Source organism: Streptomyces sp. MK7, from assembly GCF_032658145.1.
Taxonomy (GTDB): domain Bacteria; phylum Actinomycetota; class Actinomycetes; order Streptomycetales; family Streptomycetaceae; genus Streptomyces; species Streptomyces spiralis.
Window position 1 is genome coordinate 30,551 of sequence record NZ_JAVACL010000044.1, and the last position, 22,189, is coordinate 52,739.

The following is a 22,189-nucleotide window of genomic DNA, read 5'->3' on the forward strand; positions in this document are numbered from 1 at the left end:
CGGGCGGCACGCATAGGGGTCGCTGTCTCTTGCCCCCCGCGCCGAGCGTGGATCACGATGGAGGCGTAGTTCTGTCCATGTTCTGTCCATGCTCTGCCGAGCAGTTACGGCCTGGAGGCGTCTGTGCATGTGCGCCCGGTGCCCTCGATCCGTGTCCGCGTGGACGCGGAGGGACATCTGCACATGGTCACGGCCCGCCCGGACCGGCACTTCCGCTGCTCCCCCGTGTGCACCGCGATGTGGATGGCGCTGCGGAACAAAGACGGCGACGTGTCCGCGGCCGCCCGCCGCCTGGCCGCGCTGTGGGGCTCGGACGTGGAGAACACCCGCGCCGACCTCGATATCTGGATCGGCGAACTGCGCGACGCGGGTCTGGTGCGCGACGAGCCCTGCGCGTCGGCCTCCTGCCCGTGCTCCGTCCCTGCTCGACCGCCCCTGTAGCCGGCTTCAGCACGCTGTGAGCGCCAGGGTCGGGCAGGTCACGGACGGGGGACGTCATGCCGTTCATGTGGGGGCACGAGGTCGCCGGCACCGTGGACGAGGTCCTCGCGGGCGCCGCCCCCGAGGGGAGCTGCCGGACCCTGCTGGTCGAGGGCCCCAGCGGCTGTGGACGCAGCACCCTCGTCGACGCGGTCATCGAACGCGCGACGGCGGTCGGCGCCGTCGTGCTCAGCGCCGTCGGCTGGGCCGGGGAGCGCACCGTGCCAGGCGGCGTGCTTCGCCAACTCGCTCACCGGGTCCCGCAGTTGCTGCCCGCAGGCGACGTCGGCCCGGTGCCGGCCGCCACCCGGGTGGAGGACATGCAGCGTTTCTGCCGCACGGTGGACTCCCTGGGCTCCGACGCCCCGGTGGTGATCTGCGTCGACGACGCGCACCACGCCGACCGGACGTCCCTGGACCACCTGCAGTACCTGGCGCGGCACGGGGGCCGGGCCCGGGTGCTGCTCGTCGTCACCGTGCCGCTGCAGGAGCGGCCGAGCCGGGCGGCGTTCCTCACCGAACTCCTGCGCAGGCCCGGCTTCCGCCGCGTCACGCTCGGCCCGCTGAGCCGGGAGACGGCCGCGGACGTGGTCCGCTCCGCCGGGCACGGCAGGCTGGCCGGTCCCCTGTACGAGCTCAGTGGCGGCAACCCGTTGCTGCTGCGGGCACTCCTCGAGGAGTGCCCGCGCGCCGACCGGGCCGAGCCCCGGCCCGGGGGCCCCTACGCGATGGCCGTGGCGGCGTGCCTGCACCGCAGCGGCCCCGGCACGGCGGCCGTGGCCCAGGTCTGTGCGCTGCTCGGCCCGCGGGCCGGTGCCGAGCGGGCCGCCCGGGTGCTCGGGCTGCCGACCGAGGAGGTCCGGCGCACGCTCTCGGCCCTGGAGGCCGCCGCCCTGCTGACCGGTGGCCGCACCCGCCACCCGGTGGCGCAGGACGTCATCCTCGCCGCGGTGCCCGCCGGCCGCCGGGCCGAGCTGCACCGCAGGGCCGCGCGCGTGCTGCGGGCCGAGGGCTGCCCGGCCGCCGAGACCGCCGGTCATCTGCTGGCCGCCGCGGAACACGCGCCGGGCGCGGACGCCGAGCACCTGCGGACGCTGTGCGACACCGCCGAGGACCTGCTGGCCGAGGACGACGCGGCCGGTGCGCTGCGCCTGCTCGAACTCGCCCACCGCTGCTGCCCCGAGGGGCCCCAGCGCACCGCGGTCGGCCTGCGTCTCGCGCAGGTCTCCTGGCGGCTGGACCCGGCCGCGGCGGAGCCGCACCTCGACTCACTGCTGCGGGCCGGGCGGCTCGGCCGGCTCGACCCCGCGCAGGCCCAGCCGCTGGCCCAGCTCCTCATGGCGCAGGGCCGCTGCGCCGACCTCGCCGAGGCGGCCGACGACAGCGGCCGGCGCGCGGACCCGGCCGGCGCTCCCGCGCTGCCCCCGCTGGGCGCGGCCACCGGCGACACCGTGCCGGCCGGCGAGCACCTGCTGCAATCCGCCCGGCTCACCGACGCGACCCTGCTGCCCGTGTGGCAGGCCCTGTTCTCGCTGACGTACTCGGCCGGGCCGCAGCGGGCCGTGCCCTGGACGCGACGGCTGCTCGCGGAGGCCGAACGTCGCCGGGCGCCGGGCTGGCACGCGGCCTTCGCCGAGCTCCACGCCCAGGCCCTGCTGCGCACCGGCGACCTGACCGGGGCCGTCGAGTTCGCGGAGCGCGCCCTGGCCGCGCTGTCCGGCAGCGGCCGCGCCCCGTTCGCGTACAGCGCCCGCGCGGTGCTCGTGCGCGCCCATGACGCGCTGGGCCGGTACGACCGGGCGGCCGAGCACCTGGACGCGCCGCCGCCCGCGCTGCTGCGCACCCGGCACGGCCTCGCCTTCCTGCACGCGCGCGGCCACCACCACCTGACCAGCGGTCAGCCGCAGCCCGCGCTCGCGGACTTCCTCGAGGTGGGGCGGCTGATGCGGGAGTGGCGCATCGACCATCCCGCGTACCTGCCCTGGCGCACCGATGCCGCTGAGGCGCTGCTGCGCCTGGGCCACGTCGAGCACGCGGCGCACCTGGCCGGGGAGCAGCTCGCGCTGCCCGACGCGCGGCACCCGTGGACCGACGGCCAGGCGCTGCGCGTACAGGCACTCGCGACCACCGTGCCGCAGCGGCGCGCCGCCCTGCTGACCCGGGCGCTGGTCCTGCTGCGGCAGTCCGGGGACCGGCTGGCGACGGCGCGCACCCTGGCCGACCTCGCCCGGCTGCACGCGCCGGGGACCCCGGCCCGCACCGCGCACCTCGAGGCCGCGTGGCGTCTTTCCGAGGAGTGCGGGGCCGCCGCGCTCGCGCACGACATCCTTCCGGTGGCGCCGGCCCAGGTGGTCCGCGAAGCCGAAAACGCGCGGCCGCGTCCGGCGTCGGGCGAGACCCGGCTGACCGCGTCGGAGCAGCGCGTCGCCACGCTCGCCGCACAGGGCCTGACGAACCGTGAGGTCTCCGCGAGGCTCTGTCTGACCGTCAGCACGGTCGAGCAGCACCTCACCCGCGTCTACCGCAAGCTCCACATCACCTCGCGCCGCGACCTGCCGCTCCAGATGACGCCGCTCACCCCGGCGGCGAGCGGCACGGTGTAGGGGGCCGGGCGGCCTCTGGACCGGTCAGACCGATCCGCCGCGGCCTGATCCGCCGGACAGGCCCTCGCGCGGCACCGGCAGGATCTGGCGGGGCCCCACCGCGGGGTGGCCGGGGCGCTGCCACTCCCGTGGGTAGCCCACCGAGACCTCTTCGAAGCGGACCCCGTCGTACCAGGTGGTACGCGGGATGTGCAGATGCCCGTAGATCATGGCGCGCACCGGGAAGCGGACGTGCCAGTCGGCCGTCAGTTCCGTGCCGCACCACTGGGCGAACTCCGGGTAGCGCAGGATCCGCGTGGGATGCCGGGTCAGCGGATAGTGGTTGACGAGGACGAGCGGCAGCTGCGGGTCGAGCTCGGTCAGCCGGGCGTCCGTCTCCTTCACACGGTCCAGGCACCAGGCCTCGCGCGTGGGGTACGGATCGGGGTGGAGCATGAACTCGTCGCTGCACACGATGCCGGACTCGTAGGCCCGGTCCAGGGATTCCTGTTTGGTACGGGCCTCGGGCACGCGGAAGGTGTAGTCGTACAGCAGGAACAGCGGGGCCACGACGACCGGCCCGCCCTCTGCCGTCCATACGGGGTAGGGGTCCTGCGGGGTGAGCACGCCGAGGGAGCGGCACATGTCGACCAGGTGCGCGTAGCGCTCCGCGCCGCGCAGTTGGAGCGGGTCCCCGCGCGGGGTCCACAGCTCGTGGTTGCCCGGTGTCCACAGAACCTTGGCGTAGCGGCTGCTGAGCGTGCGCAGGGTCCATTCGATGTCCGGGGACATCTCTGCGCAGTCGCCGGCGACGATCAGCCAGTCGTCGTCCGAGCGCGGACGCATCCCTTCGACGAATGTCCGGTTGTCCGGGAAGGCAACGTGCAGGTCGCTGACGGCCCAGAGTGTCGCGGCTTTCCCGTGCGGCATGAAATCAGACCCTAGACCTCGAACGGCCCCGTGCAGAAGTCCTGCTCCGGCACGGGGACTTTATCCGGACAGTCGGTCACGGTGCGCTATTCCGCGACCCAGGTGTGCTGGGCGTAGCGGAACACGCGCAGTTCGCTGTCGCCCCGCCGGACGAACTCCTCGGTGGGGGTGAAATGGTCGTAGCGGTTCTCGACCCGGAGCTTGAACGTCTCGCGGTGGTCCGGGACGAACGTGACGATCTCGTTCTCGCGCGGCTGGTAGGGCATGCCGACCAACAGGGCGTTGGGTTCGGCGGTCATCGTTGGCATGGGGAACTCCTTGTGGTCGTCCACGGATTCTTCGGTGGTGGCCAACCTCGGGCCCGCCGTGGCGCAGCGGTCCGGAGCGCGGGGAACTGCCCGCGGGATGGCCCGGTGGAGGTACAGGAGCGGGGTGGTCACCCCGCGGCCGATCCGGTGTCACAGCATTTCCGGGACGGCCGCGGAGAGGTTCCGTACGGCGTCGGAAATGATCGAGGTGATCTCCTGGAGGTGCTGGTCGATGAAGAAATGGCCGCCGCGGAAGACCTGGCAGGTGAGGTCGCCGGTGGTGTGGTCCGTGCAGGCCTCGGCCCCGGCGAGCGTGGTGTATGGGTCGTTGTCGCGGGTCAGTGCGGTGATCGGGCAGGTCAGCCGGGCGTCGGAACGCGGATGGGTCTCGATGGCGGTGTGGCCGGCGCGGACCGGCGGCAGGACGGCGGCCGCCGGCTCGGCCGGCCAGACGGGGTCGGTGCCGCCCCCGGTGCGCAGCTCGTCCGGGATCCCGGCCGTGTCGCGCTGGTGAACGGTGCCGCCGCGCAGCCGGGACGGCGCCGGATATCCGGACGCGAGCGGTCAGACGGGCGGCGTAGCCGTCCGCTCCTGACAGCGGCGGGCCACCTCGAAGGCGAGGACCGATCCCATGCTGTGTCCGAAGAGCACACAGGGGCGGCCGTCCTCGGCGTCGCGCAGCGCCGCGTACGCGTGGCCGGCGAGTTCGGCGAGGCAGGTGACGCACCCCTCCGCCACCCGGTCCTGGCGTCCCGGATACTGCAGCGCGAGCATGTCCGGTCCCGGCGCCAGGGATTTCGACAAAGCGTAGTAATAGCTGGCCGAACCGCCCGCGTGCGGGAAGCAGACAGCCGGAATGTGCTTTCACCGGAGGGACGGAAGCGGCGTATCCATTCCCCGTCGAATGTCGTCGGCCCCGTCATGCCGATCCCTTCTGTGCATTCCTTGGATCCGACCCGCGGTGCGGCAGTGCTCCGGGACCGGAAAGGCCGAAGGGCAGTGGTGACCCGGGCGATGCCCTGCCCGGGGCGCCCTCGCGGGGCGTCAGGCCGCGGCCGGCACGTCGCTCGCGCCGCCCGGCACGTCGCTCGCGCCGGCCGGGACGAGGCGCGGCACGTCCGGGGCCGACGGCACACGGCTCTCGGTCAGCGGCAGGTTCTCCTCGGGCAGGGGCCGCGGCAGCGGCAGCGCTCCGCCCTCGGCGGCATACGCACGGGGCAGGTCGGCGGCGGTGAGGGTCCTCGGGTTCATGGGGCATGCCTCCTTCTCGTGTCGGGTCGTGCGGGCACCTGCGGCAGGCGGGCAAGGCCGCCGCCCACCCCACCTTCGCGGCACCAGCTCGAGAAACGCTCGAGATTCGGCCCGGTCGCACCGGAGCAGCGGCGCCGCGCCGCTCGATCGCGGACCGGCCGGGCGGCCCCAGGGGCCGGTTCAGGGCTGCGGGACGCGCTGGGGCGCGAAGGGCGGACGCCGCGCTCGAGTCCCGCCCTACCACCACGGGCCACCATGGAGCTCCGGCGCACCGGACCGCCGGACGTGTGGCTCCCGGGCCGTCCTCGAATCCCCCGCCAGGACGGCTCGGGACCTTCGCGCCTACGCCGCGAACAGGTCGAACGTGGACTTCCGCGGCGGCCCCGCCAGTACGTCGAGCAGCGGGTCGACCGCCAGCATCGCCTGGTGCAGCCGCTGCAGCTGCGGAGAGGGCTCGACGCCCAGCTCCTCGATGAGACGGCCCCGCAGCCGGCGGTAGACGTCCAGGGCCGAACTCTGCCGCCCGGAGCGGTACAGCGCGACCATGACCTGGGAGTGCAGGCCCTCGTGCCGGGGGTGCCGGGCCGTCAGCTCGACCAGTTCGGCGATGAGTTCGGCGTGGCGCCCAAGGCGCAGGTCCGCGTCGATCCGCCGCTCCACGGTGACCAGACGGCTCGCCTCCAGCCGCATCACCTCGATCTCCAGGACCGGCCCGAGGCGCACGTCGACCATGGTCCGCCCCCGCCACAGATCGAGCGCGGCACGGAAGCGGTCGGCGGCGACCTGATTGTCGCCGGTTTCGAAAGCGGCCTGCCCCTCACGCGCCAGCGTCTCGTACTGGCGTACGTCTATGTCGGCGGCGGGGATCTGCAGCAGATACCCGCCGTGCCGAGTCGCGAGCACTTCCTTCACGCTGCCCGCGCTGCCCGGCCCCATGGCGACCCCGATGCGCCGGCGCAGTTGCAGAATGTAGGTCTGCAACGTGGTGAGCGCGCTCTGCGGAGGGTTCACCGACCAGATTTCCTCCATCAGGGTCGGGACCGGGATCACACGCCCGGGCGAGAGCGCCATCAGCGCCAGGATCTGCCGCGGCTTCCCCGCCGACGGCACGACCGATTCACCATTGACCTCGGCACCCAACGGGCCCAAGAGCTGAATCTTCACGCGAGCACCTTCCCCGTCGATCCGCCACGTGCGCGGTCCGTAATGTTTCGCAGAAAAGCAAGCTATCGGACCGCTAACCAGCCGATCACTTTTCTCCAGCAGATCTGTAGCGGCCTTCTAATTTTAGAGATCTTCGGCTTTTGTCGAATTCATCCGCATACTTCATCGGCGTCTTTCGGACAGAGGAAATCAGTCAGGAGATGAGCAGGCCGTGGCCGCCGTCGCGCACCGGCTCGGGCAGGGAGAACAGCTGCGGCTCAAAGCGCTTCCAGGGAAAGCCCTGGTACAGCTGGAGCTCCGGCAGCGGCCCCCGGTCGGCCTGGACCGCGACGGCCACCAGGACGCCGGGCAGCGGCTCCAGCTCGATGAAGATCCAGGCGCCCGCGGTGTCGTCGGCGGGCGCCTGGAAGCCGAGCACGCCCTGTTCGTCGGCGAGCGTGAAGGCGAAGGAGTCGAAGTCGAGCCCGAGGCCGAGGCCCCGCGCCTTGCTGTAGGCCTCTTTCAGCGTCCACAGCCGCAGCACCCGGCGCTTCCACGCCGCCGAGGCGACCCGGGCCTGCCCCACCCAGCTCTGCTCCCCGGGCGAGTACGCGCGTGCGATGGTCTCGAGCGCGCCGGCGTCCCGGTCCAGACGCTCGATGTCCACGCCGATGCGCTGGCGGCGCACCACGCCGAGCAGGTTGTAGCCGCTCGCGTGCGACAGGTTGAAGTCCAGTTCCGGGCCGCCGCGCGGCAGTCCGCCCGCCGGGTACTGCAGCGAGGGCCTGCCCCTGGGCGAGCGCCAGATCAGCAGCTCGGGTTCGACGAGGCCGACCTCCATGGCCAGCGCCCTGCGCACCAGGGTGTGCGCCACCACGTACTGCCGCCGGTCGCGCTCGAACATGAACCGCTCCGCGGTCTCCTTCTCCGGCCCGTCCAGCCAGTGCGTGGCGAGCACCCCGGCGATCGCGTCCGGCAGGTCGTCGTTGGCGCACAGCCACAGCTTCACCGCGGAGGAGGCGCCCGGGGCCGCAGCGGGCGGCACGCCTGTCACCGGTCGCTCCCGGCGTCCGCGGAGCCGTGCGGCCGCACGGCCGTGCCGGGCAGCCGCACCACGCGTGGCGGCGGCGGGGCCTCGGCGCCCACGTCGACACCGGCCAGCCAGAGCCGGGCCAGCTGTTCGTTGCGGCCCGACTGCCACAGGGCGCGCACATAGGCGCGGGTCTCGGGGACGTCCTCGAGCAGCGGCGGTCGGCCCTCGCGGCCGCGCAGATCGGCGCGGCGGACCGCGCCGGGACCCTCGGGATCCGGTCCCTCGCGGCCGAACTCCTCGAGCAGCGACGTGAGTTGAGTGAGATCCCGGACGATCACCGCGAGCCGGCAGGGCCCCGCGGCCCGGCCGGTGCGCAGCTCGGCGGCGACCTCGGCGGCGGTCGGCTCGGACTTGCCCGCGTCCTGCAGCGCGGCCGCCCAGCGGGCCAGCTGCCGTGCGGTACCGGTGAGATGGCGCGGGGTGGGGGCCGAGAGCAGCACCAGCTGCTCGCCCTCGGCACGCGGCGCCACGGCGTCCGCGGCAGCGCCCTCGCCGTCCTCCTCGAGGACCAGCTGCCCGCACACCCCGCCGCTGCCGTGCACGGTGACCGCGGCCCTGCGGCGCACCGGGGCGCCGTCGGGCCCGCTCGGCGCCCAGGGCACCGCCTCGGCCCCCGGCAGGTTCGGCGCGAGGGTGGCGTGGTGCAGCTGGAGCACGGCCCGGGTCAGCGCGGCGCCCCCGGTGGCCGCGCCGGCGTCACCGACGCAGCGGGCCACCGACTGCGGGGTCTCCCACAGGGTGATGTCGTCCGGGGTGATGCCGGTGCGGTGGGCGGTGGCACGCAGCAGCCGGTCCTCGGCCGCGGCGCGGCCGCCGCGGCCGCGCTGGGCGACGACGCCGGCCCGGATGACGGCGTGCACCAGGTCCCCGTCCGCGCGCGCCGCGGCGAGCGGTTTGAGCAGGACGGCGCAGACCGCCTCGCCGTGTTCCGGCCGCGGCGCGGGGCGGGGGCCCAGGTCGGCGGCGGCGACGAGGGCGGCCGCGCACTCGCCCGTGGTGAGGGCGTTCAGCGCCTGGTGCACGGCGGTCAGGAAGGAGGACTCGGCGGTGTCGACGGTGCAGCTGGGGCCCCGCAGGTCCAGCAGTTCGGGCAGCCGGTCGGCCATCCGCCAGGGCCCGCCGGGCGCGGCCGGGCCGGCGGCGGGCAGGCCCCGGCCGGCCGCGACGTACACGCCGAGGCTGCGCTCCGCGCCGTCGGCCGCCTTGAGCCGCTGCAGCCGCGCGCCGGTGTGGCCGCAGCGCTCGAGGACGTCCCAGGCGACCTCCAGGAGCAGCCGCTCGCGCGGATCGGCCGCGGTGGCCTCTTCCTCGGTGAGGCCGAAGAGCTGCGGGTCGAACGCGTCGATGTCGCCGATGAGGTGGCCGGGGCCCTGCGACGCGGTGTCCCTGGCCTGGAGCACCCCGTGCCAGAAGGAATCCACGTCCTCGACGCCCGGGTAGCGCCCGGCGATGCCGATGACCGCCCAGCCCTGCGCCGCGGCCGGCTCGGCGGAGCGGGCCGGCCCGGCCCCGGGGCGGGGGCCGGGCCCGGCCACGTCGGTGAGCTGCGCCGGCTCGGGCGCCGAGAACAGCGCTCCGCGCAGCAGCGTCAGCGCGTGTTCGCGCTGGAGCGTGCCGTCCTTGTAGTGGGTGAGGATCTGCCGGTTGTCCATGATGCTGGGTTTCCGTCCCGTCAGGTGCGGGCCCCCAGCAGCGCCACTGCCTCCTCGATGCTCAGTACGTCGTCGCGTACCGCGTCGAGCAGCGTCTCGAGGTCCCCGGCCGTCCGCGGGGCGACGGTCACCAGGGTGGCGAGATGGGCGGCCAGGGCGGCCAGGCTTCGGTGGTCGTGGAGGACGGAGGCCGGTTCGGCCAGTCCGTAGGTGTGGTTGAGGCCCGCGATGAACTCGTTGGCGAGCACCGAGTCGAGGCCGAGCTCGGCGAAGGCCCGCTCCGCGTCGATCTCCTCGGGCTTGTGGTGCAGCAGCCCGGCGAGCTGGCGCCGCAGTTCACCGAGGACGAGCGTGCGGCCCACGGCGGAGGGCGACGGCGACGAAGCGGGCGGGGCCGCGTGCCCCTCCCCCACCACGTGCCGCACGAGCGCCCGCAGCGTCGTGTGCTCCAGCAGGTCGGCCGGGCCGATCCGGGTGCCGTAGCGCTGGTTGAGCGCGGACGTGAACGCGACGTTCAGCATGGAGTCGAACCCGAGTGCCCGGAAGGGCCGTTCGGGATCGACGGCCTCCGGCGGGAGCTCCAGCATCTCGGCCAGGACCGCCGTACAGGCGGCGAGCGCTTCGGGTTCCGTGGCGGGCAGGCCCTGCCCGGGTCCGCGCGGATCACTGATCGTCACAGGTGTCCCCTCCCGGGAGCCGTCAGCCCATCGGCACGGTGCTCAGGACGGCCTGCGGGAGCGCCGGGTCCTCGCCCGTCACGCGCAGGCCCTCGCCGGAGGCGGCCAGCAGGGACTTGTGCAGCCGGATCAACCGGGCCGACGGTTCGAGACCGAGCTCCTGGACCAGGGTGGTGCGCAGCCTGCGGTAGATGGCCAGCGCCTCGCCGCGCCGCCCGGAGCGGTAGAGGGCGATCATGAACTGGGCGTGCAGGTTCTCGTGGGTGCGGTAGCGGCTGACCAGGACCGTCAGTTCGGCGAGCAGCTCGCGGTGGTGGCCGAGGCGCAGGTCCACCTCGATGCGCTGGTCCAGGGCGCACAGCCGGCTCTCCTCGAGCCGCTTGACCTCCATGGACAGCTGCGCACCGAGCTGTACACCCGCGAACGCGGTCCCGGTCCACAGGTCGAGCGCCTCGCGCAGCGCGGCGGCGGCCTTGGGGAAGTCACCGGCGTCCATGGCCCGGTAGCCCGTGCCCGCCAGGCGCTCGAACTCCCGCACGTCATGGGTGCCTTCGCCGCCGACCAGCATGTAGCCCCCCGGCGCCGTCACGAGTACGTCCTTGGGGGTGCGCAGCGGTGTGCCGGCGTCGTCCTTCACCAGGGCCTCGGCGATGAGCTCCCGCAGCTGCAGGACGTACGTCTGCAGCGTCGTCCGGGCGCTGCGCGGCGGTTCGCCTCCCCACAGCTCCTCGATGATCACCGACAGGGGCACCACCTGATCGACGTGCAGGGCGAGCAGCGCCAGGACTTTGCGCGGCTTGGGCGCGGTCGGGGTGATGGACACCCCGTTCTCGCGCACCTCCAACGCACCCAGAACCTCGATGTCCACGCCGCCTCCCGAGTTCTCCCGTAACAAGCTCCTCGATTAAAAAACAGCACGAGCGGTTTGTCAACGGTTTTCTATTGCCGCACTACCCGTCATCGAGAGGCCGTTCCCGCAGAGAAGGCGAACAAATCGGACCTTTGGGGCCGATTTGTTCGCCTTCTCTTCGCCGAAAATGAACCGAGCGGACTCTTTTATTGGCTGCTGCCTTATTGCGGGGGGTTGCCGTGCTTGCGGGACGGCAGGTCGGCGTGCTTGGTGCGGAGCATCGCGAGCGAGCGGACGAGCACCTCGCGGGTGCCGGCGGGGTCGATGACGTCGTGGACCAGGCCGCGCTCGGCCGCGTAGTAGGGGTGCATCAGCTCGGCCTTGTACTCCTTGACCATCTTCTGGCGCATGGCCTCGGGGTCCTCGGCCTCGGCGATCTGCCGGCGGAAGATGACGTTGGCCGCGCCCTCGGCGCCCATCACGGCGATCTCGTTGGTCGGCCAGGCGTAGGTGAGGTCCGCGCCGATGGACTGGGAGTCCATGACGATGTAGGCGCCTCCGTACGCCTTGCGCAGGATCAGCGAGATCCGCGGGACGGTGGCGTTGCAGTACGCGTACAGCAGCTTCGCGCCGTGCCGGATGATCCCGCCGTGCTCCTGGTCGACACCGGGCAGGAAGCCCGGCACGTCGAGGAGGGTCACGATGGGGATGTTGAACGCGTCGCACATCTGGACGAAGCGGGCCGCCTTCTCCGACGCCTTGATGTCCAGCACCCCTGCCAGGGTCAGGGGCTGGTTGGCGACGATGCCGACGACATGGCCGTCGAGGCGGGCCAGGGCGCAGATGATGTTGCGCGCCCAGCGCTCGTGCACCTCGAGGTAGTCGCCGTGGTCGACGAGCTCCTCGATGACCCTGGCCATGTCGTACGGCCGCGAGCCGTCGAGAGGCACCAGGTCCAGGAGCGCGTCGCTGCGCCGGCCGGGCTGGTCGTCGGGCTCGACGCGGGGCGGGTTCTCACGGTTGTTCTGCGGCAGCAGCGACAGGAGATAGCGGACCTCGGCGATGCAGGTCTTCTCGTCGTCGTACGCGAAGTGGCACACGCCCGAGGTCTCGGCGTGCACATCGGCGCCGCCCAGGCCGTTCTGGGAGATCTCCTCACCGGTGACCGTCTTGACCACGTCCGGACCGGTGATGAACATCTGCGAGGTGTCGCGGACCATGAACACGAAGTCCGTGAGGGCGGGCGAGTACGCCGCGCCGCCCGCGCACGGGCCGAGCATCACGGAGATCTGCGGGATGACACCCGAGGCCTTGGTGTTGCGCTGGAAGATGCCGCCGTAACCGGCAAGGGCGCAGACGCCCTCCTGGATCCGGGCGCCCGCGCCGTCGTTCAGGGAGACCAGCGGCGCGCCCGCCGCGATGGCCATGTCCATGATCTTGTGGATCTTCGTGGCGTGGGCCTCGCCCAGGGCGCCGCCGAAGATCCGGAAGTCGTGGGCGTAGACGAAGACCGTGCGGCCCTCGACCGTGCCCCAGCCGGTGACGACACCGTCGGTGTACGGCTTCTTGGCCTCCAGGCCGAAGCCGACCGCGCGGTGCCGGCGCAGCTGCTCGACCTCGTTGAACGACCCCTCGTCGAGAAGCAGCTCGATGCGCTCGCGCGCCGTCAGCTTGCCCTTCTTGTGCTGGGCCTGCGTCGCCTTCTCGCCGGGTCCCGCCAGGGCCTGGGCGTGGATCGCGTCCAGCTCGGCCACGCGCCCACGGATGTCTCCCGCCTCCGGCTCGGCTAGGACGAGGGAAGTTGTCGCCGTCATCTGTGTTCAATCCCCTTCCTGGGACGGAGAACCGCTTCCCCGTCACTTCCAGCTGCCGGGCGCTTGGTACGCCTCGGGCCCGCGCCACCGCCGCTTCCGCGCCTCCGCCTGCTCTTCGAGCATCTGATCGGACTGTGCGCGCAGCCCGAGCAGCACGACGAGTACGGCCGCCAGCTCCTCCGCGCTGGCCCGGCCTCGCTCGACGCGTACGACGTCACGCGGTACGAGGGGTTCGACGATGCCCGTGTCCGTCATGGGGCCTCCTCCGGCTTCCCGGCCACCGTCGTCCACAGCGCTGGAGAAGCGGTCTCACTCCGCTCGAACCCGGCTCGCGGCCCGGCCCTGGTCGCCCCGGACCGCCTCAGCGGCTGCCCGCGAGCACCGACCTGAGCCCCGCGGCCAGCGCACTCGCGCCCGCCTCCGCGCTGCCGGTGCCCGTCATCACCACCACGACGTCGCGCCCGTGCGCGGCGGAGCCGGCGATCTCGTACGCCGTCAGCGCCCCCGGCCCGCTGCCGCACAGCAGCAGCCTGGCGCTGCCCAGCACCTCGACAAGCTCGGCGGGCAGCGTGTGCCCGGGTCCCGGGCAGCGCCATTCCACGATGTGCTCGGGGCCGTTGTGCCGGCCGACGAACCGCTCGTGGGCCCGGGGCGCCGCGGCCCCGTCCGCGACCAGGCAGATGACGTCCGCGCCGGGCTCCCCCGTGCGCAGCACGGCGAACTCCGGCGGGATCGCCCCGGGCGGCCGGGGCGCGACGCGCGGCACCTCCGCGCCGTCCAGGACCTCGAGGACCTGCGCCACGGTGGTGTCCGGGTCGGTGAAGTCCGCCAGGGCGCACAGCAGCCGGACCGTGTGGGCGAGCGTGCGGGCCGCGTACACGTCCCGCAGCGCCGCACGGTCGTACAGGGCGGTCAGGCCGAGGCTTCCGTCCGGCTCGTGGCGCGCGACGAGGGTGACGTCATGACTCGTGCCACCACCGGCGAGACTGGGGGGTTCGACATGGACGCCCTTCGCCGCGAGTTCCCCCCGCAGCGCCCTGGGGTGCTCGGGAACGCTGTCGAAGACGAGCACCGTGTCGACGCCGTGCTCGGGCGAGGCCGCCCCGCTCCAGCGCAGCAGTTCGTCGTCGACCCACGGGTAGGCCACCATGTCCAGCACGGCGTTGCGCAGCTCGAGCGCCAGCTCCCGCATCGGCGCCTGCGGGTCCACGGTGACGGTCAGCGGCATCACGCATCCCAGCAGCCCCGGCACGTCGGCGGCCCCGGGCAGCGCGATGTCCCGGCCCGCCAGGTGCACCCCGAAAGCGACCCGGCCGGGGCCGCTCACGCCCGTGGCCCGGTACAGCAGCAGCGCCCACACGAGATGCAGCGCGCTGCTCTCCCCGAGGCCCCACTCCGCGGCCCAGGACCTCAGGCGCGCCGTCTGCGCGCGGCGCAGCCGGCGCCGCACCCGGGCACTGCCCCGCTCCCCGGTGGCCTTGCCCGGCCTGCCGGGGCTGAGACCGGTGGCCGGCGGCGACGCGGCTCCCGCCCAGAACGCGCGGGCGGGCACGGCCGGCCGCCCGGCCAGCCAGCGGGCGTGGTCGCGCAGGTCGGGGCGGCGCTCGCCGCCCGGCAGCACGCCGCCCGAGAGATAGGCGCGGTAGAAGGCGCGCAGCAGCAGGTGCACGGACCGCTCGTCGAGGAGCGCCCGGTGGTAGGTCAGCAGGATCCGCGTGGAGCGCCGGGACACCGTCTCGCCGTGCACGGGGTCGTCGAGCAGCGTCAGGCGCAGCAGCGCGGGCCGGTGCAGGTCGAAGCCGCGCTCCCGGTCCTGCTCGAGCAGTTCGCTCCAGGACTTCTCGAGACCGGAGCAGCGGGTCACGTCGACCGTGGCGTGGGAGTGCACCACCAGCCGCGGCACCCCGACCCAGTCGGGGCTGGTGCGCAGCACGGACTCGCGCTCGACGACCGACTGCCAGGCGGCGACGAAGCACAGCAGGTCCAGCTGGCCGGTCCAGCGCCACGCCACCTGTTCGACGTGGAGTCCTGGATCGTCCTGCTCGCGCACGGCGGCCCGGACCCGGGCCCGCTGCGCCCCGAGCAGGGGCACCGGCTCCGCGCCCGGCGGCACCAGCAGCACCTCGGTGAGCAGTTCGGGCACCGGGTCCTGGTCCCGCGCCGAGGCGTCGTGCGGGGTGAGGGTGAGGGTGTGGTGGTCCACGGCGTGGCGTTCGAGCTGCACGCTGAAGCCGCGGTGGCGGATCGCGGCGCGCGCCGCCACGCGTTCCGCCTCGGACGCCGTCAGGTGTCCGCACAGATCGAGCACATGGCGCTCGCCCCGCCGCACGCCGTCCGGCAGGGACACCACGCACAGCAGGTCGTCCTCGAGGGAACGATGCCAGTTCATACCCAGCCCCGGCCGTCCCCCGGCGGGGCCTGGGAGGCCGCCCGGTCCCTGCGGTGCGCCTCGCTCACCAGGTACCGGCCCTGGACGCGATGGGTACGGAACTCCCAGTCCGCGGCGTCGGAGACCGGCGCCGCCAGCACCGCGGCACCGGTCTCCTCCTGTGCGAAGCCGACCGTGCTGAAGCGGCGCCGCAGCCCGTACCCGAGCGCCTTGGTGTACGCCTCCTTCAGGGTCCACAGCCGCAGGAGCCGGGAAGCACGCTCCGAAACCGGCAGCGCGGACAGCCTCGCCTCCTCCTCGGGTGTGCACACATGGCCGCTCATCAGGTCGAAGTTGATGTCGCGGTCGGCCAGTTCGGCGTCCACCCCGATCGGGCCGGTGCGGCTCACCCCGACCACGAGGAGCTCGTCGGTGTGCGCGAGGCTCAGCGTGATGTCGTCCCGGCCCCGCAGCCCGGGCCGTCCCCCGGGCTGGTAGACGAGGTCGATCTCGTCGACGCAGGCCTCCACAGCCGCGGCGGCCGTGTACTTCATGACGTAGCGCGAGGCGGCGAAGCCGAGCCGCTGTTCGGCGTTGGGCAGCTGGCGGTAGCGCGGCCAGTCGCGGTCGAGCAGCCGGGGCAGCGCGGGGTCGAGCAGCGCCGCGGGGGCCCAGGCGCCCCACGTCGTGTGCACGACCAGCCGCCCGTGCTCGCGGAACCGGTTCTGCGCCTCGGTCCATGGGCCGTCGGGGCACGCCACGTACAGCGGCTCCGTGGCGTCGGCCCGTACCGCCTGCCGGCCGCTCACCACGGGGTCCTGGTGGCGTGGAGATCGCAGTCGAGGTTCTTCCACTCCCGTGCCTCCAGTTCCGCCGCGACGTCGATACGCGGATCCTTCACCGGGTCTGCAGAGGTGACGCCCAGCCGCTGAACGGTCCGGGACAGGGCGAGGAGCGCCCACTCCGGGCGGGCCAGGAAGCCGCTGCCGTGCGCCGCCGCGTCCCGGTGCACTCCCAGCGCCGTGCAGGCCAGCACGATCCGGGCGTACCGGTCGGCCAGCGCGGGCGTCGGCGGGCGGGACACGGCCCGGCCGGCGCGGCGGCCGGGCCTGCCGAGCAACCGGTACTCGGTGAGCAGCCGCCGGGCCACTCTGGCCAGATCGTGGGCCGGGTCGGCGGCACTGCCCTCGCCGACCCCGGTGGCCGTGTCGACGAGGACGCCGAGCAGGGCTCCCCCACAGTCGACGGGTGCCGCCGCGTCGTGCCCCCCGGTCCCGCCGAACAGGCGGCCGGCAGCGCCCGCCGCGCCCGCGGCGGCGAACGCGGGCGCTTCGCTCACCAGCTCGGTCCTGCACGTGGTCCCGGACCCCGAGGCCTCCCGTACGTAGGCCATGTCGGCCACCGCCTTCGCACACAGCCGCATCTCGTGATCGCCGACGCCGAATCCGCACTCGGACAGGGTGAGGGCCACTTCGTCGAGCACCTCGCCGAGCAGTCCCGGTACGACATGGCCGGCGGCGGCCCGCACCAGGCGGCCCGCGTCGGGCGGCAGGTCCAGGGTGCGCAGCGCGACCGCCAGCAGGCTCTCGCAGGCCAGCAGGTCGGTGAAGGCCCCCGCCAGGGACAGGCGCCAGCGCGCGGAGCTCTGCCCGCCCCGCACGACCGCGCGCACCGCGCAGCGCAGCGTCGTGCCGACCGCCGCGCTCAGCGCCACGGGGGCGAGCAGCCGGGCCAGGTCCACCGCCTGCGGCAGCATCGGGGCGTCGGCCTCGTCCGAGGAGAACAGGACCGCGGTGGCGAGGGAGTGGCCGAGCGCCGCATCGCGGCGCAGCAGGGGCCGCAGCCCCGGCACCGCGAGGTCCGCGCTGACGAAGCGACCGCCCCGGGACGGCGGCAGGAGCTCCGCCGCGACCCGTTCCCGCAGGGCCGCGCTCCCTGTCGTCCCCGAGGCGGCCAGCGCCTCGTACGCACGCAGCTGGGCGGGGTCGCGGGGGTCGCCGAACAGTTCCTCCAGCTGCCACGCGCGCAGGACGATGTCGGCGGGCAGGCGGCTTCCGGCCGCCGCGGGGCCGGGCTGCCCTGGACCCGTGCCCGTCGGGGCCGCACCCGCGTGCCGCAGGAGCGAGCCCTGCCCGGTGTCCGCCATCGGGCCGTCCCTCCCAGTCGTCAACGCCGTCATGGCACGCCCCGTCATCCGACGCGGCGGAGTGCGCTCTCCGCGTGCCACTTGGCCAGGCCGAGGACCTCCCGGCTCGCCCGCCCCAGGCCGGCCCGCACCTCGTGGCGCGCGTCGACGAGGGTGGCGTCGGAACCGAGAGCGCTGTCGAGGGCCGCCTCCTTCAGCATCACCGAGTGCGAGCAGACCACGATCGTCCCGAGCGGCCCCGGCAGCACGGACCACTCGGTGGTGTGCCCGGCGAGCAGCCGGGACAGGCCCGGCCGCTCCTGAGCGCCGTCGGGGTCCGTGGCGAGGAGGTCCTTGTGCACGACGCGCCCCGCGGAGGGGAAGCACAGCCGCACGGCCCGGGAGACGACGGCCCCGGCGCCGTCCCAGTCGCAGCTGCCGAGGTCCGCGACCTGCACGCCCGGGACGTCCTCCTCGACGTCCACCCAGTCGATGTGCGGGACCAGCTCGGGCCAGTCCTCGATGCGGTGGAAGAAGTCGTAGACGAGTTCGTGCGGCCCCGACACCCGGATGCTGTCCTCGAAGCCCAGCAGCAGCTGGTCCAGCGCGGTCCAGCGCTCGGCCACCGCCTTGACCTCGTCGAGCCTGGTGACGACCTCGGCCTCCAGGGCACTGTCGTCCGTCTCGGGCGACGAACCGAACCACGGGGGCGGATCGTGCTCCCTGCGCAGGCTCAGCACGCAGCGGTCACCGTCGGGCGTCACACGCCACAGGCCGCTGGTGACGACGCCGGGCGTCACCGGGTCGATGCGCTCGGTCGCCACGGTCCTGGTCCGCGGGTGCAGCCGCCGGCGCACCCGCAGCGGCCGGACCCGGCCCTGCACCAGATCCCACAGGTGCAGCCGTTCCTGGGTGCCGTCGTGGTCCATGCGCTCCACATGGACGTACGAGGGGAAGAGCACCGGCCAGCGGACCGCGTCGGCGAGCAGTCCGTAGACCACCCCCGCCGGTGCCGCCACGCCCACGGCGTGCTCGGCTGCGTGCACCCGCTGTGACGACATGAGCGGTCCCCTCTCCGGCCCCGGTCAAGGATGCGAGGCCCTCCTGGAGTCCGGCTGGAGGCGGACACGGGAATCCGCCCTGTGCGGACGGGGCGGCGCCGCGACCGCGGTGCCCGCCCGCAAGATGGCCTGCTGCAGTTTCGCCAGGTCGAGGGAGGGCTCGATACCGAGGGTGCCGACCAGGGTGTCGCGCAGCCGGCGGTAGGCGTCCAGGGCCTCGCTGCGCCGTCCCGACCTGTGCAGCGCCAGCATGTACTGCCCGCACAGACTCTCGTGCTGCGGATACCGGCTGACCAGCACGGACAGCTCGCCGAGCAGTTCCCGGTGGCGGCCCAGCCGCAGGTCGACGTCGACCCGCCGGTCCAGGGCGCACAGCCGGTCCTCCTCCAGCTTCGTGATCACCCGCCCGAGGTGCTCGCCGGGCGTGATCTCCGGCAGCGGCGGTCCGGTCCACAGCGAGAGTGCCTCGCTCAGCAGCTTCTCGGCGGCGATGTGGTCCTCGGCGTCCATGGCCCGGTGCCCCATTCCGATCAGCCGTTGGAACTCCTGCGCGGCGTGGACGCCCCCGTCGGCCTTGAGGAGATAGCCGCCGGGCAGGGTGAGGAGCACGTCCTTGGCGGTCCGGGGCGGTGCGCCGGGCGGGTCGAGCCGAAGAGCGGCTGTGATCAGTTCACGCAGTTGCAGGACGTACGTCTGCAGGGTCGGCCGGGCGCTGCACGGCGGGTGCTGCCCCCACAGCTCCTCGACGAGCGTGTCGGCGGGCACGAAGCGGTCGGCGTGCAGGACGAGGAGGGCGAGTACCTGGCGGGGTTTGGGAGCGGTGGGCGTGATCGAGACCCCGTTCTCCCGTACGGCGAGTGCTCCGAATATGTCGCTGTCCATGCCGTCTCCCGCCATCGGCGAAGCCTGTGTTCTGGTCCGGAGCCTCAGTAAAAAACAGCGCGTGCGGTTTGTCAAGAGGGCGAGCGGCTGCGGCGACCCGCCGACCACCGCGATCCGCCGAACGGACAGGCGGGCCGGGGGTCCCGCATGGCCGGCCTTCACCTGAGGCAGTAACAAACCACACGAGCGGTTTTACCCGCAGGACCGCCGTTCCCCGGTGACCACCGGCGCCGGCGCCTCGTGCGGCGACGCCGCCAGGTGCGGCGCGAGGAACGACCACAAGGGCGCGACCCGGTCCACCGAGAGCCAGGCCCGGTCCACCGCGCCCAGCACCCCGAAGCCCACGGTGGAGGACACGAGCACCGTCGTGGCCGCGTCCTCCGACACGGCCTCCCCCAGCTCACCCGCGCGCCGGGCCTCGACGACGAGCGTGCGCACCCGGTCGTGCCACCAGTCCAGCAGCTCGGCCCCGGCCTTGCGGGACGGATCGGCGCTCAGCCGGAAACCGGCGCGGACCACGGGATCGTCCGCGAGGGCGTGCAGCAGGCCGGAGCAGACGTCCAGGAGCGACTGCAGCGGCGGACCGGCGGACCGGGAGCGCTCGGCCAGCCGGGCGGCCGCGGTGGCGGCCTCTCTCTCCACCGCGCCGGCGAGGACGTCCTTGCTCATGAAATGGAAGTGCAGGGCGCCCGTGCTCACGCCCGCGCGCTTGCTGATCGACGGCAGCGAGGCGAGAGCGTATCCGTCCTCGGCGAACACCTCCGCCGCGGCGCGGATCAGGGCCTCACGTGTACGCGCCGCCCGGACCTGCTTGACCATCGAGACCGCCCTTCAAAAACCGCGCGAGCGGTTTGTTTCATGATCGCACCTCTGCCCCATAGGCCGCCGAGGCACCCACGGGGCAGCATACGCCTACGCGGGAAAGATATTAAACCGCACAGATGGTTTGTTGTAAGTGTCTACTTCAAGACACCCGCGGGAAGGGGCGACGGCCTGCCGGACAGCCGGCAGGCACGTCCGGGAGCCGGATCAGGCAGAAGCCCCGGCCACGTCGGCGGCGACGGCCACCTCGGCCGCGTCGGCCTCTGCCTCATCCGCCGCCACGGCAAGACGTCTTCCCTCTTCGGCGACCTGGAAGCCCCGCTCGGGACCGTACTGCAGTCGGCTCAGGACCGCGGGCACGGCGATGCTCGGCAGCAGATGGGCGAAGAGCGACGAGATACGGGCCTCCAGGTCTTCCCGGCCCGACAGCTGCTGGGAGTAGATCTGGACGCCGGTCCAGGCCGCGGAGAAGATCCACGCGGACTCGGCGGGATCGACATGGGGAAGCAGCTCGCCCTGCGCCGCGGCCTCCCGGAACACCTGCTCGGTGACCGCGACCCAGGCATTGGTGTATCCGGTGCCGAAGACCTCCACCATCTGCGCTTCGAGACTGAGCCTGGCCGACGCTCTGACCATCGGGTCGTGCCGCATGCGGTAGGCCAGGCCGAGCCCCATGTCCACGACCTCCTGCAGCTTGCTCGCCCGGGGTGTCAGAGCTCCGTACCGGAACTGTTCGTCGAGGACACCCTGAGCCAGCGCCTGCTTGGACGGGAAGTGAAAGTACAGGGCTCCCTTGGTCACGCCGGCGCGGCTCAGCACCTCGCCGATCGTGGCGGCCTGGAAGCCCCGCTCGTCGAAGACCTCTGCAGCCGCTTCCAAGATGGCTTTACGGGTGCGCATCGCCCGCTCCTGTCGCACCACCGCGAACCCTCCATAGATCGTTTCCGTGTCGCAATTTCTTCCAGCATCTAGAACCAAACCAGGTAGTCCGTATATTCACAAGCCCGGTTCGCTTCTTCGCGTGTGGCCACTGGCTCGTTCGCAAGCCTTCGTGTACGGCGGAGGGCATCGCTCACGGCGTCGCCGTCGCCTCTGACCGGGGCAAGCTGTCGCCTCCACCGGGATGCCGTCCGCGGCGCGGCACGAAACCGGAGTCCCCGAATCGACTTGTTCGGTACCACCGTGTGCCGGACAGGACCCGGCCCCTGCGGTACGGTCGCCGCGCAGAGGCCGTCGAACGGGATTCGAGCGGAATTCGAGTGGGATCGGGGGGACCGTTGATCCTCGTAACGGGCGCTACAGGAGCGGTGGGAAGCGCGGTGGCCCGGCAACTCGCGGCGGGGCATCCCCTCCGGGTCATGGCGCGCCGGCCCGAGCGGATCTCCGTGACCGGCCCGCGTATCGAGACGGTCGCCGCCGACTACGGCGAGCCGCCGGCACTCCGCCGGGCGCTGCGGGGGGTGCGTGCCGCGTTCCTGGTGACCAATCACCCCACCGCACCGCACGACGAGAGGTTCCTGGAGGCCGCCGTCGCCATGGGCGTCGCCCACGTGGTCAAGCTGTCGGCCGCGGCGGTAGAGGACGGCCTCGACGATGTGGTGACCCGTCGGCAGCGGGCGATGGAAGCGGCGGTGCGCTCCGCCGGGGTGGCCTGGACCCTGCTCCGACCGCGTGCGTTCATGTCGAACACGCTGGCGTGGGCCCCCGAGATCCGCAGGACGGGAACCGTGTGCGCGCTGTACGGCGACGCGGCCAACGTTCCCGTCGACCCGCGGGACGTGGCCCGTGCGGCCGTCCGGGCCCTGACCGAGCCGGGCCACGAGGGGAAGGCCTACACCCTGGCCGGGCCCGAACGGCTCACCGCGAAGGACCAGACCCGCATCCTGGCCGAAGTCCTGGGCCGCCCTGTGGAGTTCAGGGAATGGACGCCTGAGGAGGCCCGCGGCCACCTGGCCCGGCGCTTTCCGCCCGCGGTGGTCGAGGCGCTCCTGCAACGGGCGGCCCTGCAGGCGGCCGGAGGCAAGGCGCTGCACTGCGATGCTCCGGCCGGACGGCCGCCGACGCCCTTCCGCACCTGGGCGCAGGATCACGCGCACCACTTCTCGGCAGACACGCGCCGAGCGACCTGAGGGCGGCTGGCGCCGGTCGCTC

21 protein-coding genes are annotated in these 22,189 nt (G+C 73.3%); 3 read left to right on the forward strand and 18 right to left on the reverse strand.

Going from position 1 to position 22,189, the window contains the following annotated elements:
• Positions 1-138 precede the first annotated feature (138 nt).
• Both R2S09_RS32640 and R2S09_RS32645 read left to right on the forward strand, forming a co-directional pair.
• Positions 139-441, forward strand: coding sequence for a PqqD family protein (locus tag R2S09_RS32640; protein WP_316744918.1), 303 nt, complete (start codon positions 139-141; stop codon positions 439-441).
• Positions 442-497: 56 nt separating this feature from the next.
• Positions 498-3,083, forward strand: a complete 2,586-nt coding sequence (locus R2S09_RS32645) for an AAA family ATPase (protein WP_316744920.1) — start codon at positions 498-500, stop codon at positions 3,081-3,083.
• A 24-nt stretch (positions 3,084-3,107) separates the two neighbouring features.
• Here R2S09_RS32645 and R2S09_RS32650 read toward each other — a convergent pair whose 3' ends face one another.
• The 18 genes from R2S09_RS32650 to R2S09_RS32735 form a co-directional block, all read right to left on the reverse strand.
• On the reverse strand, positions 3,108-3,992 hold the full coding sequence (locus tag R2S09_RS32650) for a metallophosphoesterase (protein WP_306192408.1): 885 nt from the start codon (positions 3,990-3,992) through the stop codon (positions 3,108-3,110).
• Positions 3,993-4,078: 86 nt separating this feature from the next.
• Positions 4,079-4,300 (reverse strand): DUF5988 family protein, encoded by a 222-nt coding sequence (locus R2S09_RS32655; protein WP_306192409.1) that lies wholly within the window; start codon positions 4,298-4,300, stop codon positions 4,079-4,081.
• A gap of 564 nt (positions 4,301-4,864) precedes the next feature.
• Positions 4,865-5,158, reverse strand: a complete 294-nt coding sequence (locus R2S09_RS40725) for a thioesterase II family protein (protein WP_399145194.1) — start codon at positions 5,156-5,158, stop codon at positions 4,865-4,867.
• Between the two features lie 186 nt (positions 5,159-5,344).
• Positions 5,345-5,551: a hypothetical protein gene (locus R2S09_RS32665; protein ID WP_306192410.1), complete on the reverse strand. Its 207-nt coding sequence runs from the start codon at positions 5,549-5,551 to the stop codon at positions 5,345-5,347.
• 342 nt (positions 5,552-5,893) lie between these two features.
• Complete coding sequence (locus R2S09_RS32670) at positions 5,894-6,715, reverse strand: AfsR/SARP family transcriptional regulator (protein ID WP_306192411.1); 822 nt, start codon at positions 6,713-6,715, stop codon at positions 5,894-5,896.
• A gap of 193 nt (positions 6,716-6,908) precedes the next feature.
• Positions 6,909-7,748 (reverse strand): 4'-phosphopantetheinyl transferase superfamily protein, encoded by an 840-nt coding sequence (locus tag R2S09_RS32675; RefSeq protein ID WP_316744922.1) that lies wholly within the window; start codon positions 7,746-7,748, stop codon positions 6,909-6,911.
• The gene (locus R2S09_RS32680; protein ID WP_316744923.1) at positions 7,745-9,439 is read right to left on the reverse strand and encodes a beta-ketoacyl synthase N-terminal-like domain-containing protein; all 1,695 of its coding nucleotides are present in this window, start codon (positions 9,437-9,439) and stop codon (positions 7,745-7,747) included. Before R2S09_RS32680 ends, R2S09_RS32675 begins: the two co-directional genes overlap by 4 nt.
• A gap of 20 nt (positions 9,440-9,459) precedes the next feature.
• Positions 9,460-10,116, reverse strand: coding sequence for an acyl carrier protein (locus R2S09_RS32685; protein WP_306192414.1), 657 nt, complete (start codon positions 10,114-10,116; stop codon positions 9,460-9,462).
• Positions 10,117-10,138: 22 nt separating this feature from the next.
• Positions 10,139-10,984 carry an AfsR/SARP family transcriptional regulator gene (locus R2S09_RS32690; RefSeq protein ID WP_306192415.1) on the reverse strand — a complete coding sequence of 282 codons (846 nt, stop codon included), beginning with the start codon at positions 10,982-10,984 and terminating at the stop codon, positions 10,139-10,141.
• A 203-nt stretch (positions 10,985-11,187) separates the two neighbouring features.
• Positions 11,188-12,720: an acyl-CoA carboxylase subunit beta gene (locus R2S09_RS32695; RefSeq protein ID WP_306192432.1), complete on the reverse strand. Its 1,533-nt coding sequence runs from the start codon at positions 12,718-12,720 to the stop codon at positions 11,188-11,190.
• A gap of 102 nt (positions 12,721-12,822) precedes the next feature.
• Positions 12,823-13,035, reverse strand: a complete 213-nt coding sequence (locus R2S09_RS32700) for an acyl-CoA carboxylase subunit epsilon (protein ID WP_306192416.1) — start codon at positions 13,033-13,035, stop codon at positions 12,823-12,825.
• 106 nt (positions 13,036-13,141) lie between these two features.
• The gene (locus R2S09_RS32705; RefSeq protein WP_316744926.1) at positions 13,142-15,169 is read right to left on the reverse strand and encodes a condensation domain-containing protein; all 2,028 of its coding nucleotides are present in this window, start codon (positions 15,167-15,169) and stop codon (positions 13,142-13,144) included.
• Complete coding sequence (locus R2S09_RS32710; protein ID WP_316744929.1) at positions 15,166-15,957, reverse strand: 4'-phosphopantetheinyl transferase superfamily protein; 792 nt, start codon at positions 15,955-15,957, stop codon at positions 15,166-15,168. Before R2S09_RS32710 ends, R2S09_RS32705 begins: the two co-directional genes overlap by 4 nt.
• Complete coding sequence (locus R2S09_RS32715) at positions 15,954-17,294, reverse strand: hypothetical protein (RefSeq protein ID WP_306192419.1); 1,341 nt, start codon at positions 17,292-17,294, stop codon at positions 15,954-15,956. The genes R2S09_RS32710 and R2S09_RS32715 overlap by 4 nt, the downstream gene beginning before the upstream one ends.
• 44 nt (positions 17,295-17,338) lie before the next feature.
• The gene (locus tag R2S09_RS32720; RefSeq protein ID WP_316744932.1) at positions 17,339-18,334 is read right to left on the reverse strand and encodes an SRPBCC family protein; all 996 of its coding nucleotides are present in this window, start codon (positions 18,332-18,334) and stop codon (positions 17,339-17,341) included.
• Positions 18,335-18,358: 24 nt separating this feature from the next.
• Positions 18,359-19,216, reverse strand: coding sequence for an AfsR/SARP family transcriptional regulator (locus tag R2S09_RS32725; protein ID WP_316744934.1), 858 nt, complete (start codon positions 19,214-19,216; stop codon positions 18,359-18,361).
• Between the two features lie 192 nt (positions 19,217-19,408).
• Positions 19,409-20,035, reverse strand: a complete 627-nt coding sequence (locus R2S09_RS32730) for a ScbR family autoregulator-binding transcription factor (RefSeq protein WP_316744935.1) — start codon at positions 20,033-20,035, stop codon at positions 19,409-19,411.
• Between the two features lie 210 nt (positions 20,036-20,245).
• A complete protein-coding gene (locus R2S09_RS32735) occupies positions 20,246-20,938 on the reverse strand; it encodes a ScbR family autoregulator-binding transcription factor (RefSeq protein WP_306192424.1) in 693 nt (230 codons plus the stop codon).
• Positions 20,939-21,315: 377 nt separating this feature from the next.
• On the opposite strand from R2S09_RS32735, the gene R2S09_RS32740 reads away from it, so the two are divergent.
• Positions 21,316-22,167, forward strand: coding sequence for an NAD(P)H-binding protein (locus R2S09_RS32740; RefSeq protein ID WP_306192425.1), 852 nt, complete (start codon positions 21,316-21,318; stop codon positions 22,165-22,167).
• The last annotated feature ends 22 nt before the right edge of the window (positions 22,168-22,189 follow it).

Coding starts and splice junctions, on each gene's coding strand:
- R2S09_RS32715 (WP_306192419.1), bottom strand. CDS start 17,294: ATGGCGGACACCGGGCAGGGCTCGCTCCTGCGGCACGCGGGTGCGGCC.
- R2S09_RS32665 (WP_306192410.1), bottom strand. CDS start 5,551: ATGAACCCGAGGACCCTCACCGCCGCCGACCTGCCCCGTGCGTATGCC.
- R2S09_RS32720 (WP_316744932.1), bottom strand. CDS start 18,334: ATGTCGTCACAGCGGGTGCACGCAGCCGAGCACGCCGTGGGCGTGGCG.
- R2S09_RS32700 (WP_306192416.1), bottom strand. CDS start 13,035: ATGACGGACACGGGCATCGTCGAACCCCTCGTACCGCGTGACGTCGTA.
- R2S09_RS32725 (WP_316744934.1), bottom strand. CDS start 19,216: ATGGACAGCGACATATTCGGAGCACTCGCCGTACGGGAGAACGGGGTC.
- R2S09_RS32680 (WP_316744923.1), bottom strand. CDS start 9,439: ATGGACAACCGGCAGATCCTCACCCACTACAAGGACGGCACGCTCCAG.
- R2S09_RS32655 (WP_306192409.1), bottom strand. CDS start 4,300: ATGCCAACGATGACCGCCGAACCCAACGCCCTGTTGGTCGGCATGCCC.
- R2S09_RS32735 (WP_306192424.1), bottom strand. CDS start 20,938: ATGCGCACCCGTAAAGCCATCTTGGAAGCGGCTGCAGAGGTCTTCGAC.
- R2S09_RS32650 (WP_306192408.1), bottom strand. CDS start 3,992: ATGCCGCACGGGAAAGCCGCGACACTCTGGGCCGTCAGCGACCTGCAC.
- R2S09_RS32730 (WP_316744935.1), bottom strand. CDS start 20,035: ATGGTCAAGCAGGTCCGGGCGGCGCGTACACGTGAGGCCCTGATCCGC.
- R2S09_RS32645 (WP_316744920.1), top strand. CDS start 498: ATGCCGTTCATGTGGGGGCACGAGGTCGCCGGCACCGTGGACGAGGTC.
- R2S09_RS32705 (WP_316744926.1), bottom strand. CDS start 15,169: ATGAACTGGCATCGTTCCCTCGAGGACGACCTGCTGTGCGTGGTGTCC.